Source organism: Priestia sp. P5_B4 (assembly GCF_056400385.1).
This window is the reverse complement of sequence record NZ_JBFULJ010000025.1, coordinates 14172-28754: the sequence shown is the minus strand read 5'-3', so window position 1 is coordinate 28754 and position 14583 is coordinate 14172. Positions and strand designations below refer to the sequence as shown.

At 39.6% G+C, this 14583-nt stretch carries 12 protein-coding genes and 1 pseudogene; 3 read left to right on the top strand and 10 right to left on the bottom strand.

What is annotated here, in order from left to right; all coding sequences use genetic code 11:
• Positions 1–53: 53 nt before the first annotated feature.
• The 8 genes from AC1DRF_RS05405 to AC1DRF_RS05370 form a co-directional block, all read right to left on the bottom strand.
• Positions 54–1313 (bottom strand): dihydrolipoamide acetyltransferase family protein, encoded by a 1260-nt coding sequence (locus tag AC1DRF_RS05405; RefSeq protein WP_097824581.1) that lies wholly within the window; start codon positions 1311–1313, stop codon positions 54–56.
• Positions 1314–1328: 15 nt separating this feature from the next.
• Positions 1329–2312, bottom strand: a complete 984-nt coding sequence (locus AC1DRF_RS05400) for an alpha-ketoacid dehydrogenase subunit beta (protein ID WP_097824582.1) — start codon at positions 2310–2312, stop codon at positions 1329–1331.
• Between the two features lie 12 nt (positions 2313–2324).
• Complete coding sequence (locus AC1DRF_RS05395; RefSeq protein WP_016765533.1) at positions 2325–3317, bottom strand: thiamine pyrophosphate-dependent dehydrogenase E1 component subunit alpha; 993 nt, start codon at positions 3315–3317, stop codon at positions 2325–2327.
• A gap of 20 nt (positions 3318–3337) precedes the next feature.
• Positions 3338–4759: a dihydrolipoyl dehydrogenase gene (gene lpdA, locus AC1DRF_RS05390; protein WP_477740404.1), complete on the bottom strand. Its 1422-nt coding sequence runs from the start codon at positions 4757–4759 to the stop codon at positions 3338–3340.
• A gap of 28 nt (positions 4760–4787) precedes the next feature.
• Complete coding sequence (buk, locus tag AC1DRF_RS05385) at positions 4788–5867, bottom strand: butyrate kinase (RefSeq protein ID WP_477740405.1); 1080 nt, start codon at positions 5865–5867, stop codon at positions 4788–4790.
• Between the two features lie 96 nt (positions 5868–5963).
• Positions 5964–7067: a branched-chain amino acid dehydrogenase gene (gene bcd / locus AC1DRF_RS05380; RefSeq protein ID WP_013059125.1), complete on the bottom strand. Its 1104-nt coding sequence runs from the start codon at positions 7065–7067 to the stop codon at positions 5964–5966.
• 12 nt (positions 7068–7079) lie between these two features.
• Positions 7080–7991: a phosphate butyryltransferase gene (gene yqiS / locus AC1DRF_RS05375; RefSeq protein ID WP_230183105.1), complete on the bottom strand. Its 912-nt coding sequence runs from the start codon at positions 7989–7991 to the stop codon at positions 7080–7082.
• 238 nt (positions 7992–8229) lie between these two features.
• On the bottom strand, positions 8230–10299 hold the full coding sequence (locus AC1DRF_RS05370; protein WP_043976261.1) for a sigma-54 interaction domain-containing protein: 2070 nt from the start codon (positions 10297–10299) through the stop codon (positions 8230–8232).
• 175 nt (positions 10300–10474) lie between these two features.
• On the opposite strand from AC1DRF_RS05370, the gene AC1DRF_RS05365 reads away from it, so the two are divergent.
• Entirely contained in the window at positions 10475–10726 is a 252-nt protein-coding gene (locus AC1DRF_RS05365) for a DUF2627 domain-containing protein (protein WP_013059128.1), read from the top strand.
• Between the two features lie 12 nt (positions 10727–10738).
• Here the strand turns inward: AC1DRF_RS05365 and AC1DRF_RS05360 are convergent, their stop codons facing one another.
• A complete protein-coding gene (locus tag AC1DRF_RS05360; RefSeq protein ID WP_028410665.1) occupies positions 10739–11467 on the bottom strand; it encodes a glycerophosphodiester phosphodiesterase in 729 nt (242 codons plus the stop codon).
• Between the two features lie 124 nt (positions 11468–11591).
• Between AC1DRF_RS05360 and AC1DRF_RS05355 the strand changes: the two genes are divergently transcribed.
• On the top strand, positions 11592–11744 hold the full coding sequence (locus AC1DRF_RS05355; RefSeq protein WP_013059130.1) for a YycC family protein: 153 nt from the start codon (positions 11592–11594) through the stop codon (positions 11742–11744).
• Between the two features lie 312 nt (positions 11745–12056).
• Positions 12057–13388, top strand: coding sequence for a peptide MFS transporter (locus AC1DRF_RS05350; protein WP_013084983.1), 1332 nt, complete (start codon positions 12057–12059; stop codon positions 13386–13388).
• Positions 13389–13778: 390 nt separating this feature from the next.
• Here the strand turns inward: AC1DRF_RS05350 and spo0A are convergent.
• Positions 13779–14567: pseudogene (gene spo0A, locus AC1DRF_RS05345) on the bottom strand (sporulation transcription factor Spo0A).
• Between the last annotated feature and the right edge of the window lie 16 nt (positions 14568–14583).

The window sequence follows — 14583 nt, the reverse complement described above, 5'->3', positions numbered from 1 at the left end:
ATTCATCGTTCGGATCTTCCTTCAGCTAAAATATTTTTGTGTCAGCCTCTGTTTTAATAGACGGACGTATTCTCTTTAGAAGTAGATTCTAAAATCTCTTTAACTCTTGCCAAGAATCTGCCGCACACCAAGCCGTCTAACACGCGGTGATCAAGTGATAAACATAAGTTAACCATATCTCGAACAGCAATCATGTTATCAATAATAACCGGACGTTTTACAATAGATTCTACTTGTAAAATAGCCGCTTGCGGGTAATTAATAATCCCCATTGATTGAACGGAACCAAATGATCCAGTGTTGTTAACAGTAAACGTTCCGCCCTGCATGTCTTCAGACTTCAATGAACCCGTACGAACTTTTTGCGCGAGCTCTGTAATTTCACGCGCAATGCCTTTGATTGTCTTTTCATCGGCTTGTTTAATAACCGGCACAAATAAAGCATCGTCTGTTGCAACAGCAATCGATACATTAATGTCCTTTTTCTGAACAATACGGTCTCCTGCCCACATTGAATTCATTTGAGGGAATTCTTTTAAAGCTTGAGCCACTGCTTTTACGAAGAACGCAAAATACGTTAAGTTAAAACCTTCTTTTTGTTTGAAGTCCGTCTTTAATGCATCACGATAAGAAACTAAGTTCGTTACATCAACTTCAACCATTGTCCATGCATGCGGAATTTCGTGCTTGCTGCGAAGCATATTTGCTGCAATAGCTTTACGCACGCCTGTAACAGGGATTTCTTGATCTCCTGCTGCAGACACAACCGGCGCGGGCTGCTGCGTTTTTGGAGCAGCTGCCGCTACAGGTGCTTCTGGCTGAACTGTTGATGCAGGTGTTTCTTTCACTTCAGCAGCTCCGCCTTTTTCAATAACAGCTAAAATATCTTTTCTCGTAATGCGGCCGCCCGCCCCTGTTCCTGTCACGGTATCTAAATTAATATTATGCTCTTGTGACAGACGCATAACAGCTGGAGAGTATCGACTTTTATTGGATTGACTGTCCGCTGTTTTTGACGCTGATTCTTCTACAGTCTTATCAGACGTTTTCTGTTCTTTTTGAGGTACAGTTCCTTCTACTTCAATTAAACAAATCACTTCTCCTACAGGCAAAGTATCATCTTCAGCTACAATTAACTCTTTAATTGTTCCACTAAAAGAAGAAGGCACTTCAGCATTTACTTTATCCGTCATGACTTCAGCTAACGGGTCGTACTTATTTACGTGATCTCCAACAGAAACGAGCCATTTGCTAATTGTACCTTCTGTTACACTTTCACCGAGCTGCGGCATCGTAATTTTTTCAATAGCCAATTGATACAACTCCTTTTAAAATTGAGCTAATTCTCTCATTGCTTTTTCTACTTTATCTGGATTCACCATAAAATATTTTTCCATTGTTGGTGCATACGGCATAGCTGGAACATCAGGGCCAGCAAGGCGCTTAATTGGTGCATCTAAATCGAATAAGCAGTGTTCAGCAATAATAGCTGCTACTTCGCTCATGATGCTGCCTTCTTTGTTGTCTTCCGTTAAAAGCAGTACTTTACCTGTTTTAGATGCTGCTTCAATAATAGCTTCTTTATCAAGCGGATAGACCGTTCTTAAATCTAAGATGTGTGCTGAAATACCGTCTGCTTCCAGTTTTTCAGCAGCTTGAAGAGCAAAGTGTACACAAAGACCATATGTAATAACCGTGATGTCGTCTCCTTCTCTCTTTACATCTGCTTTGCCAATCGGAAGTACATAATCATCTTCAGGGACTTCTCCTTTAATCAAACGATACGCACGCTTATGCTCAAAGAAAAGAACTGGATCATCATCACGAATAGCTGCTTTTAATAATCCCTTTACGTCATAAGGCGTAGAAGGCATCACAATCTTTAACCCTGGCGTATTGGCAAATAGTGCTTCAACAGATTGAGAATGATAAAGAGCACCGTGAACTCCGCCGCCGTAAGGAGCTCGAATTGTAATTGGACAACTCCAATCATTATTAGAACGATAGCGAATTTTCGCTGCTTCTGACACAATTTGATTGACTGCGGGCATAATAAAATCAGCAAATTGCATTTCAGCAATCGGACGCATGCCGTACATTGCCGCTCCGATTCCTACCCCTGCAATAGCAGACTCTGCAAGAGGCGTGTCAATGACTCTTTCTTCCCCGAACTGTTCGTATAGTCCGTTGGTTGCTTTAAATACGCCGCCTTTTTTCCCTACGTCTTCTCCTAATACAAACACGCGGGAATCTCTTTCCATTTCTTCACGAATGGCCATTGTTACTGCATCAATATATGAAATAACCGGCATATGTTCTCCTCCTTACTCACCGTACACGTATTTTAAAGCCGATTCCGCTTCTGCATAAGGAGCGTTTTCAGCATAATCTGTTGCATCATTAACGATGTTCATAATATCATCAAGCATTTGTTTTTCTCGTTCATCGGTTAACACCTTAACCTCTTTTAAATAAGTCGCAAAGTACGCAAGCGGATCGCTCTTTTTAGCTTCAGACAATTCTTCTGCTCCGCGATATGCACGATCATCGTCATCACTTGAATGGGCAGTCAAACGCTCTGAAACAGTTTCAATAAGAGTAGGTCCTTCTCCTCTGGATGCACGATCTCTTGCTTCTTTTACCACTCGGTATACTTCAAGGACATCGTTTCCATCAATTGTGTAGCCTGGCATACCATATCCAATTGCACGATCAGATACTTTTGCGCATCCTAGCTGCTTTTCAACCGGAACAGAAATCGCATACTTGTTATTTTCACACATAAAGATAACAGGAAGCTTATGAACACCTGCAAAGTTCGCGCCTTCATGGAAATCTCCTTGGTTAGAAGATCCTTCTCCAAACGTCACAAACGTTACTAAGTCTTTTTTCTCCAGTCGTCCTGCTAAAGCGATTCCTACTGCATGAGGCACCTGTGTTGTAACTGGAGAAGATCCTGTTACAATTCGCTTTTCCTTATGGCCAAAGTGACCTGGCATTTGACGACCTCCTGAGTTTGGATCTTCTGCTTTAGCAAACCCAGAAAGCATTAAATCGCGCGCAGTCATTCCAAATGCTAGCACAACACCCAGATCGCGGTAATAAGGTAATATGTAATCATTCTCTCTATTTAAGGCAAAAGCTGCGCCAACTTGAGCGGCTTCCTGACCTTGACATGAAATAACAAAAGGCACCTTCCCTGCACGATTTAATAGCCACATACGCTCATCAATTTTTCGTGCAAGCAGCATAGTGCGGTACATTTCAAGTACTTGTTCATCAGTTAATCCTAATGATTCATGACGGTTTTTTGTCATGTTTAAACCTCCTTTAATCATCAAAAATGAATCGCTTTTCCATCTACAGCTAATGAAGCTTCTCCCATCGCTTCTGAAAGGCTAGGGTGAGGATGAATGGTATGAGCAATTTCCCATGGTGTAGCATCCAATACCTTTGCAAGACCTGCTTCAGAGATCATATCCGTCACGTGAGGTCCAATCATATGCACACCAAGGACATCATTTGTGTCGGCATCAGCAATAATTTTAACAAACCCCTCTGCCTCTCCATATACAAGAGCTTTTCCAACGGCCTTAAACGGAAACTTTCCAACCTTCAGCTGAAACCCTTGCTGTTTTGCTTCTTGTTCTGTTAATCCTACACTCGCTGCCTCCGGGCTGCTGTATACGCATTTAGAGATTGTTGTATAATCAATCTTCAAAGGCTTTTCACCATGTAAATGCTCCACAGCTACAATTCCTTCGTGAGAAGCTACATGTGCAAGCTGCAGTCCGCCAATCACATCTCCAATTGCGTAGATATGAGATTCTTTCGTTTGATAAAAATCATTTGTGGCAATCACACCGTTTTCTACTACAATATCGGTATTCTCGAGACCAATTCCTTCGACATTCGCTTGACGCCCTACAGATACAAGCAGCTTTTCTGCTTCATATTCTTGCATATCGTCTCCTACTTGAGCGGAAATTTTCACCTGACCATCAATAGACAGTGTATCAGCCATTACTTTAGCAGAAGTAATAATGTTAACTCCTTTTGCTTTTAAAAGCTTCGTCATTTCACGGGAGATATCTTGATCTTCTGTTGGTAAAATTCGATCGCTGTATTCCACAACCGTTACATCAACATCAAAATCTGTGAGCATTGACGCCCATTCAATTCCAATGACACCGCCTCCCACAATAATAATAGAAGCAGGAAGTGTTTCCATCTTTAATGCTTCATCTGAAGTAATTACTTTCTCTCCGTCAATCGTTAGACCAGGTAATGTTCTAGGACGAGACCCGGTTGCGACAATTACATTCTTTGGAATAAGCATTTCGTTTTCTTCACCGCTTTTTAATTCGACAGAGATAGTTCCTGGCATAGGAGAAAAAATAGAAGGTCCTAAAATACGTCCAATTCCTTCATATACGTCAATTTTACCTTTTTTCATTAGCTGTTTAACACCATTATGTAACTGTGAAACAATTTCTGACTTTCGTTCTTGTACACGTGCATAGTTCAATAGCACATTGGACGTTTCTACGCCAAATTCACTGCTTTTCTTAGCCGTTTGGTAGACTTCTGCACTTCTTAGTAAAGCTTTGCTTGGGATACACCCTGCGTGCAGGCATGTGCCGCCTAACTTATTTTTTTCTACAACCGCTACCGATAGACCTAACTGAGAGGCACGAATAGCTGCTACGTACCCTCCGGTTMCACCGCCGAGAATGACCAAATCATATTCTTTTGCCACACTGCTTCACACCTTTCTGCAAACGCTATTAAGCGCCTTTATATTCCTTCACTTCTTCTTCACCTGTAAGCACTCGGAGAGCCMCTTCAGCTAGCGCTTGAAGCTCATTTTCTCCAGGATAAACAATGACATCTGCAATCCACTTTACATGATTAATAATCAGCTCAACAAACGCTTTTGAATAAGCAATGCCTCCCGTTAAAATAATGGCATCTACTTTTCCATGCAATACCGTACTGGCAGCTCCAATTTCCTTCGAAATTTGATAAGCCATTGCTTCGTAGATAAGCTTAGCTTTTTCGTTTCCATTTTTCACTAGCGCTTCGACTTTCTGCACGTCAGATGTGCCCAAATAACCGACAAGCCCGCCTTTCCCTACAAGCATTTTCATAATCTCCTCGCGGTAATACTGACCTGAAAAGCAAAGACGAACTAATTCACCAACCGGTACACCGCCAGCGCGCTCTGGACTAAAAGGACCGTCACCGTGCAGGCCATTGTTCACATCAATTACTTTTCCGCGTTGGTGAACTCCGACTGTAATGCCTCCACCCATATGGGTAACAATAACGTTCATTTGTTCATATGTGCTATTCATTTCTTTAGCCACTTTTCGAGCAACCGATTTTTGATTCAGCGCGTGAAAGATGCTTTTCCTTTCCATAAAAGGAGTTCCTGAGATACGAGCGATGTCACTTAGCTCATCTACCACCACTGGATCAACAATGTACGCTGGTATATTTAATCCAGATGCAATCTCAAAAGCTAAAATCCCGCCTAAATTTGAAGCATGATGGCCGGCATAACCGTCTTTTAAATCTTTGAGCATGGCTTGATTTACTTCGTATGTGCCGCCTTCAATCGGGCGTAAAAGCCCTCCTCTTCCACATACTGCACTTAATTTAGATAAATTAATCCCTTCTTCATCAAGTGCCTCTAAAATCGAGTTTTTACGGAACTCATACTGTGCATATATCGTCTCAAACTGATTCATTTGCTGTGAATCGTAGCGGATTGTTCGATCAAAAATTGGTTTATCGTTGTGAAATACGCCAATTTTTGTGGACGTTGAACCCGGATTTATTATCAGCATTCGATATTCGTGCATATCCAACACATGTCCTCCTACCTTATCATTCTCATAAACGAAGGCTAGGTCGAAAGGATTTCATTTATTCCTTTTGCCTAGCCTTCAGCTCAAACATTAGCGCGTATGACGTCTACTTAAAATATGCTGTCCATTTTGTAAAAATTGACTGCGTGAACGACGCAGCTTTTCAATTCTTTCTTCAGCTAAGCGATCTGCTGCTAGATAGGTTGGAATACCATCTCGCTTTGAGATTTCAACTACCTTTTCAATATTATCATAAATACCTTCAACTTTTTTCAGGGCACGCTCACGGTTATATCCGACTAGCTCATCAGCTACGTTAATAACGCCTCCTGCGTTAATAACATAGTCGGGTGCATATACAATGCCTAATTCATGAATTAAATCACCATGACGCGTTTCTTTCAATTGATTATTAGCTGCCCCTGCAATAACTTTTGCTTTTATTTGAGGGATCGTTTCATCGTTAATCGTTGCTCCGAGTGCACAAGGAGCATAGATATCACATTCTACACCATAAATATCATTCGGGTCTACTGCTTGCGCACCAAATTCTTCTACCGCACGCTGAACAGCTTCTTTATTAATATCCGTTACAATAAGTTTTGCTCCTTCTTCGTGAAGGTGGCGGCATAAATTATACGCTACGTTTCCTACACCTTGGACAGCTACTACTTTTCCTTCAAGCATATCTGTTCCAAATGCTTCTTTTGCTGCTGCTTTAATTCCTCGGTATACGCCGTAGGCTGTGACTGGTGATGGATTGCCTGATGAACCAAAAGCAGGAGATACACCCGTTACATAATCCGTTTCCTCATATACAATATCCATATCCTCTACCGTTGTGCCCACATCTTCTGCTGTGATATATCGACCATTTAACCCTTGAATAAAGCGACCAAATGCACGGAACATTGCTTCATTTTTATCTTTGCGAGGATCTCCGATAATAACCGTTTTCCCTCCTCCTAAATTCAAGCCTGCTGCTGCATTTTTATAAGTCATTCCGCGTGATAGACGAAGCGCATCTTCAATTGCAGCCTCTTCTGATTCATATGTCCACATTCTTGTACCGCCTAGAGCTGGTCCAATTGTTGTATCGTGAATGGCAATAATGGCTTTTAAGCCTGAATCTTTATCTTGGCAAAATAATAACTGCTCGTAATCGTATGTTTCCATATAATCAAAAATTTTCATTGTTAGTGCCTCCTAAGAATTCTGTTGAGCGACGCTGATAGCAAGCGCCAGTGAGTATAATTTACTTTCTGATGAATCTGCTCTGGATGTTAAGACGACCGGAGCTTTTGCTCCTGCTAGAATAGCTCCAACTTTTGCTTTAGCAAAATAAATAAGGGATTTATATAAGACGTTCCCTGTTTCAATTGCTGGAACGAGTAATATATCTGCTTGACCGGCAACTTCACTTTGAATGCCTTTTTGCTTGGCTGCTTCTATGTTAATGGCATTGTCGAGTGCTAAAGGTCCATCAATCACGCAGCCTTTAATTTGTCCTCTGCGGTTCATCTGTGTAAGAAGGGCAGCCTCTACTGTTGCAGGCATCAAAGAGTTCACAACTTCAACCGCTGCAATAGGAGCTACCTTTGGCATCTCGATCCCAATCGAGTGGGCAACGTTCACCGCATTTTGAATGATTTGAACTTTCTCTTCCAGAGACGGCGTAATATTCATAGCCGCATCTGTTACAAGAATCGGACGGTCATAGTGGGGAACGTCAAATACAGCTACATGTGATAAAACATTTCCCGTACGCAAACCATGCTCTTTATTTAACACAGCTTTTAAGATAAGCGATGTGGATAAATTCCCTTTCATTACGATATGAGCTTGACCTTGCTGAACTGAACGCACAGCCAATTGAGCCGCTTCTAAAACGGACTCCGTATGTACGACCGTCACAGCCTTATGAGTGAGTAAGGATGGGCGGTACTGCCTGAATAATTCATTAATTGTCGTTTCGTTGCCAAACAAAATAAATTCAGAAACTTCCCTTGACACAGCTTCATACACTGCCTCAATTGTTTCTAAGTCTTCAGCTGCTGCAACAGCAACAGTCAAAGAAGACTGCTTAGCAACCCGAGATAAGATGGTAGCAAGAGTCATGGAATGTTCGACCTCTCCTTTTTCATTCTTTCTTTTGCTCCGTTTTAAAGAGCATACTGCGCGTTTATGCAGTCACCTAAAATACATGCAAGATTTGTGCCATCCACTGCATATATTACATAATATAGCTGCTTATATCCGTTCTTACGCACAAAAAAATTTTTTTATTGATTCTAACACCAAATAGAAAAAAAGAATACCTCTCTATTTATATGCAATAAATTGCACACCATGCATTTTATTGCATGCTGTTATTTGCAAGATTGTATTTTTCCAACTTATAATACAAAGAACGCAGGGAAATATTGAGCTGTTTTGCTGTTTTCGTTCGGTTATACTCGTTTGCAAGCAGCACTTTTTGAATAAGTTCCGCTTCGTAATTTTCCATCATGTGCGCCAAAGTCTTCCCTTCGAACATTACCTCTTCATTCACCTGATTTTTTTCTTTTTTGCCCTTGCCTTCAAGTGAAGGGAGATGAACAGAATCAATCATTGTTTCTGTATAGTGCATATAAATAATCGCTCTGCCTAATATGTTTTCAAGCTCTCTGACGTTTCCTGGCCAGTCGTATGATCTTAATGACTGTAAAGCCCGCTCTGTTACTCCTTCAACATGCCGGCCGTAATCTTGATTAATTTTTGTAATTAAGTGTGTAACAAGCGCACCAATATCCTCTTTTCTCTTCCGAAGAGGAGGTATGTGAATCGGAATTTTGTTTAGCCGATAATACAAGTCCTGTCTGATGCTTCCATCAGCCATTCCTTTTTCTAAATTCACATTCGTAGCTGCAATAACGCGAACATTCACCGGAATAGGAGTCGTTCCTCCAACGCGAATAAGCTCTTTTTCTTGAAGCACCCGAAGCAGCTTAGCCTGCATATGAGCTGAGAGCTCCCCGATTTCATCTAAAAAGATGCTACCGTTATTAGCTTCTTCAAAAACGCCGCGTTTCCCCCCTCTTTTTGCCCCGGAAAAAGCTCCTTCTTCGTACCCAAAAAGTTCACTTTCAAGCAAGGACTCAGAAAGCGCAGCACAGTTAATCCGGACAAATTTGTTAAACTTTCGGCTGCTCGCATTATGAATCGCATGTGCAAACAGCTCTTTACCCGTCCCAGATTCACCTCTAAGCAAAACAGTAGCTGGTGTTTTAGCAGCAAGTCTAGCCTGCTCAATTGCTAACTGAAACTCTTCAGATTGACCAATGATATCAGCAAATGAATATTTCGCTTCAAGCGTTCTGATAATTTGACGCGCTCTTTTGAGTTCATTTGTAAGCTCTTGAATTTCAGACATATCATGAATAACACCAACGCTGCCTTTTAATTTTCCATCAACAATAACGGGGGCAACATTGACAACCACGTCTCTTTTACTCGGACCGAGCCTCATTCTTACACCTCGGACAGGACGCCTTGTTTGCAGTACCTTCATGTGCATACTGTCTCCTTCAGAGATATCGGCAGTCGCGGGCTGACCAATAATATCCGTCTTTTTTAAACCCGTAATTCTTGTATAAGCAGGATTAATTAAAATTCCTCTTCCTTCTTCATCGACAACCGAAATAGCTTCTTCAGAAGATTGAATAATAGCTTGAAGCATAGTTTGTACTTCTTTTAAGTTCGTAACTTCTTCTGCCAATCCGACAACGTCCGTAATATCTTTAAAAATCGAAAAGGCCCCAAACAGCTCTCCATTCTCGTCGAGTATTGGTATTCTAGTCGTAATTACCTTCCGTCCGCTATCTAACACAAATTCACTATTTTGATCAATCGTTTTTGTATGAAGAACATCAACAAGTTTACTATTTGGAATGACTTCATGAAGATGCTTACCAATTACATCTCTGTGTGAAAAGTTCGTCAAACGCTCTGCACTTTGATTAAATAGCGTAATATATCCATTCCTATCAATCACGACCATCGCATCATGAGCTGCGTTAAAAATAAGATCATATTTATACGATTCTTGCTTTAACCTCTGAATTAACTCTTCTTTTTCCTCCATCAGATTTGCCATAATTTCAGCAACCAATCCCGGCACTACCAGTGCATCAGCGGGTTTGCTTCTTTGCAATTGTTGAAAGACGCCTTGTTTACCTGTTGTTTCAACAATGACATCGAGCTGCTTTGTCATATAAGGCTCCCAATTCATTCCGGTTGAAATATCTTGTTCTTGCGCATGCAAAACAGCCGGCGCGTTAGCTCGTACGTCTACTACACCAATCACTTTCATAAATTCTGTTTCCAACAAGATTTTCAGAATAGCTAATCCGCCTTTTCCTCCTCCAACGATCAACACATTTTGCATATTTTTTCACCTTTTCTACTTAATATGTACATATCCCGTGCAAAATATTGCATATACCTATCATATAAAAAAAGAAACGCTCTTGACAATTTATTTAGTTCTTTTATGATTCAAGTATAACGGTTTCACAATGTAAACGCATTCATTTTAAAAAAGAGAAGCGAAAGGAGCAGTTATGGTTCGAATTATCGCACTGCTAATCTTACTTATTCCCGGTATACTCGCTGGCTATGGCATTAAACTTATGAGAGATATGATTTTTGGCATCCTGCAATCCCCGTTCCCTTCTTTATTTTTGCAATTTTCAGTCGGCCTTCTATTATTTTTAATCGGCCTTGGATTTGTTGCTGGCTTTATTCTGCACAGAGACCGCAAGCGAAACAAAGTTCAAAACAGATTTCAAAAAGATAAAAAAACATCGCATTAATGCGATGTTTTTTTACGAAAAGCGTCCTCCAAATTGCTTCACCATTTTTTCTGGATAATCGGTAATAACGGATTCACATCCATATTTTCGAAGCTGCTCAGCTACTTTTACATCATTTACTGTGTAAGGTCGCACTGGAATTTGACAATCTTTTGAAGCCGCTACATTTACTTCATTAACGGTACGCTGATTAGGGTGAAGAGCTTTTGCGCCAAGATGCTGCGCATATACCCAAGGCTCATACATCGGATAAGAATATAAAATAGCTGTTTCAATCGTAGAATCCAGAGAACCAATTCGGGCTAAGCTGTTATGATTAAAAGATGAAATCATCGTTCGATCCTTCATCTTGTATAAATAAATTAAATCCAAGACTTTCATTTCCAAGTATGGATAGTCAAATATATTGTTTTTCAACTCAATATTCACGCTAATTCCTTCACTTGAAGCCCACTCCATTACTTCATTTAACGTGGGGATTTTACATACTCCATACTTTTTTTTGAACTTATAGCTCGCATCTAATTTTTTTAAATCTTGATACGTAAAATCTTTTACATACCCTTTTCCATTCGTCGTTCGATCTACTTTTTCATCATGAATTACAGCAAGTTCTCCATCCTTTGTCATATGCACATCAAGTTCAATTCCGTGTGCTCCAACTCTCGCTGCTTCTTTGAAGGAAATCATCGTATTTTCAGGAAACGTTCCAGCTGCGCCGCGATGACCTATTACAAACATACTTGCTCAACTCCTCTATTATCACTTATTATTAACTTTAGCATTACTTAATAGTGAAAGCACGAATTTACTGTTTATACTTTTTTACTTTCATTACTTTATATGCAAAAGGAGGTTGTTGTGTATGAGACCACTGCAAATTTCACCGGATACAGCCGTAAAATTAGCGGAACAATTAAATATCCCCCTCGAGCAATTAATGCATATGCCTCAGCATATTTTGCTGCAGAAACTTGCTGAATTAAATGCGAGCGAAGATAAAAAAGGATCTGAATAATAGATCCTTTTTTCTTTTGAATTTTCATTTCCAAAAATAGTATTACTTTCTGATTTCATTTCCCATAACATATATTAGAATATTTAATAATATAAATGTATTTTTAAAAATGCTTTTAAATAAGTAATTTAATACTTTTTTGTGTATATTTAATTATTTTTTGATTTTTCCATATAATTTCATTGACGAAATTATTGTTTTTCTACTAAAATAAAAAGACATTATATTTATTCCAGTACTTATATTCTGATTTTTTGATTAATTCAAACAAAAGAATTAAATAGTATGAGAAAAATTTAGGGGGACTTCATTATGCAAGCAGCTGTACAACACGAAAATCAGCAGCCAAATGGGTCTAGGAAAAAACACCCTCCTGGACTGTACTTATTATTCGCTACTGAGGCATGGGAAAGATTTAGTTATTATGGAATGAGAGCCATTCTGGTTCTTTATTTAACTGCTACCGCTGCTCAAGGTGGACTAGGGGTAGATAAAGCAACTGCACTGAGCTTATATGGAACATTCACTAGTGCTGTTTACATTACGCCGATGATTGGCGGATATTTAACAGACCGCTTCCTCGGAAGAAGGCTAGCCATCACTATCGGTGGTGTGATTATGGCACTCGGGAATTTTTCCATCTTCATTCATCAAAGTGTAGCCGCTTTGTATATCGGACTTGCTTTATTAATTATCGGAAACGGATTTTTCAAACCAAATATCTCCACATTGGTCGGAGATCTCTATGAAGAAAATGATCCTCGCCGTGACGGTGCTTTTACCATTTTTTATATGGGTATTAACTTTGGTGCATTTTTCGCACCGTTAGTTGTTGGATTAATGAGTTACAAATACGGATTTTTAACAGCAGCTATCGGAATGGTTGTTGGACAAATTTTATTTAACCTACTGGCTAATCGCTACTTAGGTGATATTGGGAAAGAGCCTACAGGAAAAGTTCACGCAGCGGCATCTCAAACATCAACTGCTCCGCTGTCAGCACGAGAAAAGAAAAGAACGGTTGCTATCGTTATTCTAGCCTTCGTTGTTATTGCTTTCTGGACAGCTTTTGAACAGGCCGGAAGTTCTTTAACGCTATATGCTCAAGATCAAATTAATCGTCAAATAGGTAGTTTCACGGTTCCAACAGAGTGGTTCCAATCATTGAATCCGCTGTTTATCATGATTTTAGCACCAATTATGTCACTAGTTTGGTACAAGCTCGGAAATTCAAAACGCGGTGATTTCAAAACGCCAACAAAAATGGGTATGGGACTTGTGACAGTGGGATTAGGATTCTTAATTTTAATTCCAGCCGTTATGTATACTGGTAATGACCCAGCTTTAAAAGTAAATATCCTGTTCATGATTTTCACTTACTTCCTGCACACGCTAGCTGAGCTTATGATTTCGCCAGTAGGGCTGTCTATGGTAAGTAGACTGGCTCCATTAAAGCTTGCTTCTCTTTTAATGGGCGTATGGATGGCAAGCTCTGCTGTCGCTAATAAGCTAGCGGGTGTTCTTGCATCTTATACACAGTCTTTAGGTTATTTCGATATCTTCAGCTTAATCGGAGCTGTAACAATTGTACTTGGAATTATTGTTCTGTTCCTTTCAAAACCGATTGCTAAATTAATGGATTAAAAAAAGCAGCCTTTTCTGAAGGCTGCTTTTTTATAATTTACTTATCTATATCCCATTTAAAATATGGATATGAATTTTTCAATACATCTTCTAAATCTTCTTTCAAACACAAAACCCTCATAACAATTAAATAAATTATTTCAATAAAATACTCCACTATGGATATGAAGAAAAACAAGATGCACGTTCCATTAACCTCAATATTTTCACCTCTTAAAACAAAATAAAAAGACCAATGAATGAGTAAAATTCATCGGCCCTGCAGTAAAAAGTTTATTGGTTTTTAGTTTACTATCTAGTGTAAATTCCAAAGATTTATCGGCATGTACTCTGTATTACAAAAGGTATCAGCTCACTCAAAACCCCGTAATTCCAGCAGTCCTATCCCTTTCAACTCGCTTTATGTTCAAGGCGTAATTTATCCGCAACCATGGCGATAAATTCACTGTTTGTCGGCTTCGCTTTTGACATGCTGACAGTATACCCGAATAATGAAGAAATGGAATCAATGTTTCCTCGGCTTCATGCTACTTCAATGGCATGACGAATGGCGCGCTCAACGCGGCTTGCTGTTGTATTATATTTTTTTGCAATATCAGGATACAGTACTTTTGTAATCGACCCAAGCAGCTCAATATCCTTATATACCATTGAAATAGCTTCTCTCAAATACAAATAGCCTTTGATATGAGCAGGTACACCAATTTCGTGAATGATGCTCGTAATGCTTGCATCTAAATTTGCTGGTTTGCTGTCGCGATGTGAACGCATGGAAGAAGATGAACGTTGCATAAATGAAGATGTTTGTCCGCTAACTTGACGAATATGATTCACTAAGTTTTCCATATCAAACGGCTTTAGAATAAAATAAGCAGCTCCTAAATCAACCGCTTTTTTCGTTACGTCTTCTTGCCCAAATGCTGTTAGCATAATGACATTTGGATAATTTTCTTTTTTCATTTCTTTTAACTGACCTAAAACTGCTAATCCATCTAGATGCGGCATAATAATGTCTAATACAAGAACATCCGGATCTTTATCTTTTAAAATGGATAAACACTCTTGTCCATTGTAAGCTACTCCGATTACTTCCATGTCTTCTTGCTCTGAAATATAATCTTCAAGCAAACCAATTAGTTCCCGATTATCATCAACCAAGCATACTTTAATTTTTTTCAATGCAGCTTCCTCCTCA

Excerpts from the sequence above, each read along its gene's own strand:
- AC1DRF_RS05400 (WP_097824582.1), bottom strand. The coding sequence starts at position 2,312 with ATGCCGGTTATTTCATATATTGATGCAGTAACAATGGCCATTCGTGAA.
- AC1DRF_RS05395 (WP_016765533.1), bottom strand. The coding sequence starts at position 3,317 with ATGACAAAAAACCGTCATGAATCATTAGGATTAACTGATGAACAAGTA.
- bcd (WP_013059125.1), bottom strand. The coding sequence starts at position 7,067 with ATGAAAATTTTTGATTATATGGAAACATACGATTACGAGCAGTTATTA.
- yqiS (WP_230183105.1), bottom strand. The coding sequence starts at position 7,991 with ATGACTCTTGCTACCATCTTATCTCGGGTTGCTAAGCAGTCTTCTTTG.
- AC1DRF_RS05370 (WP_043976261.1), bottom strand. The coding sequence starts at position 10,299 with ATGCAAAATGTGTTGATCGTTGGAGGAGGAAAAGGCGGATTAGCTATT.
- AC1DRF_RS05365 (WP_013059128.1), top strand. The coding sequence starts at position 10,475 with ATGGTTCGAATTATCGCACTGCTAATCTTACTTATTCCCGGTATACTC.
- AC1DRF_RS05360 (WP_028410665.1), bottom strand. The coding sequence starts at position 11,467 with ATGTTTGTAATAGGTCATCGCGGCGCAGCTGGAACGTTTCCTGAAAAT.
- AC1DRF_RS05355 (WP_013059130.1), top strand. The coding sequence starts at position 11,592 with ATGAGACCACTGCAAATTTCACCGGATACAGCCGTAAAATTAGCGGAA.
- AC1DRF_RS05350 (WP_013084983.1), top strand. The coding sequence starts at position 12,057 with ATGCAAGCAGCTGTACAACACGAAAATCAGCAGCCAAATGGGTCTAGG.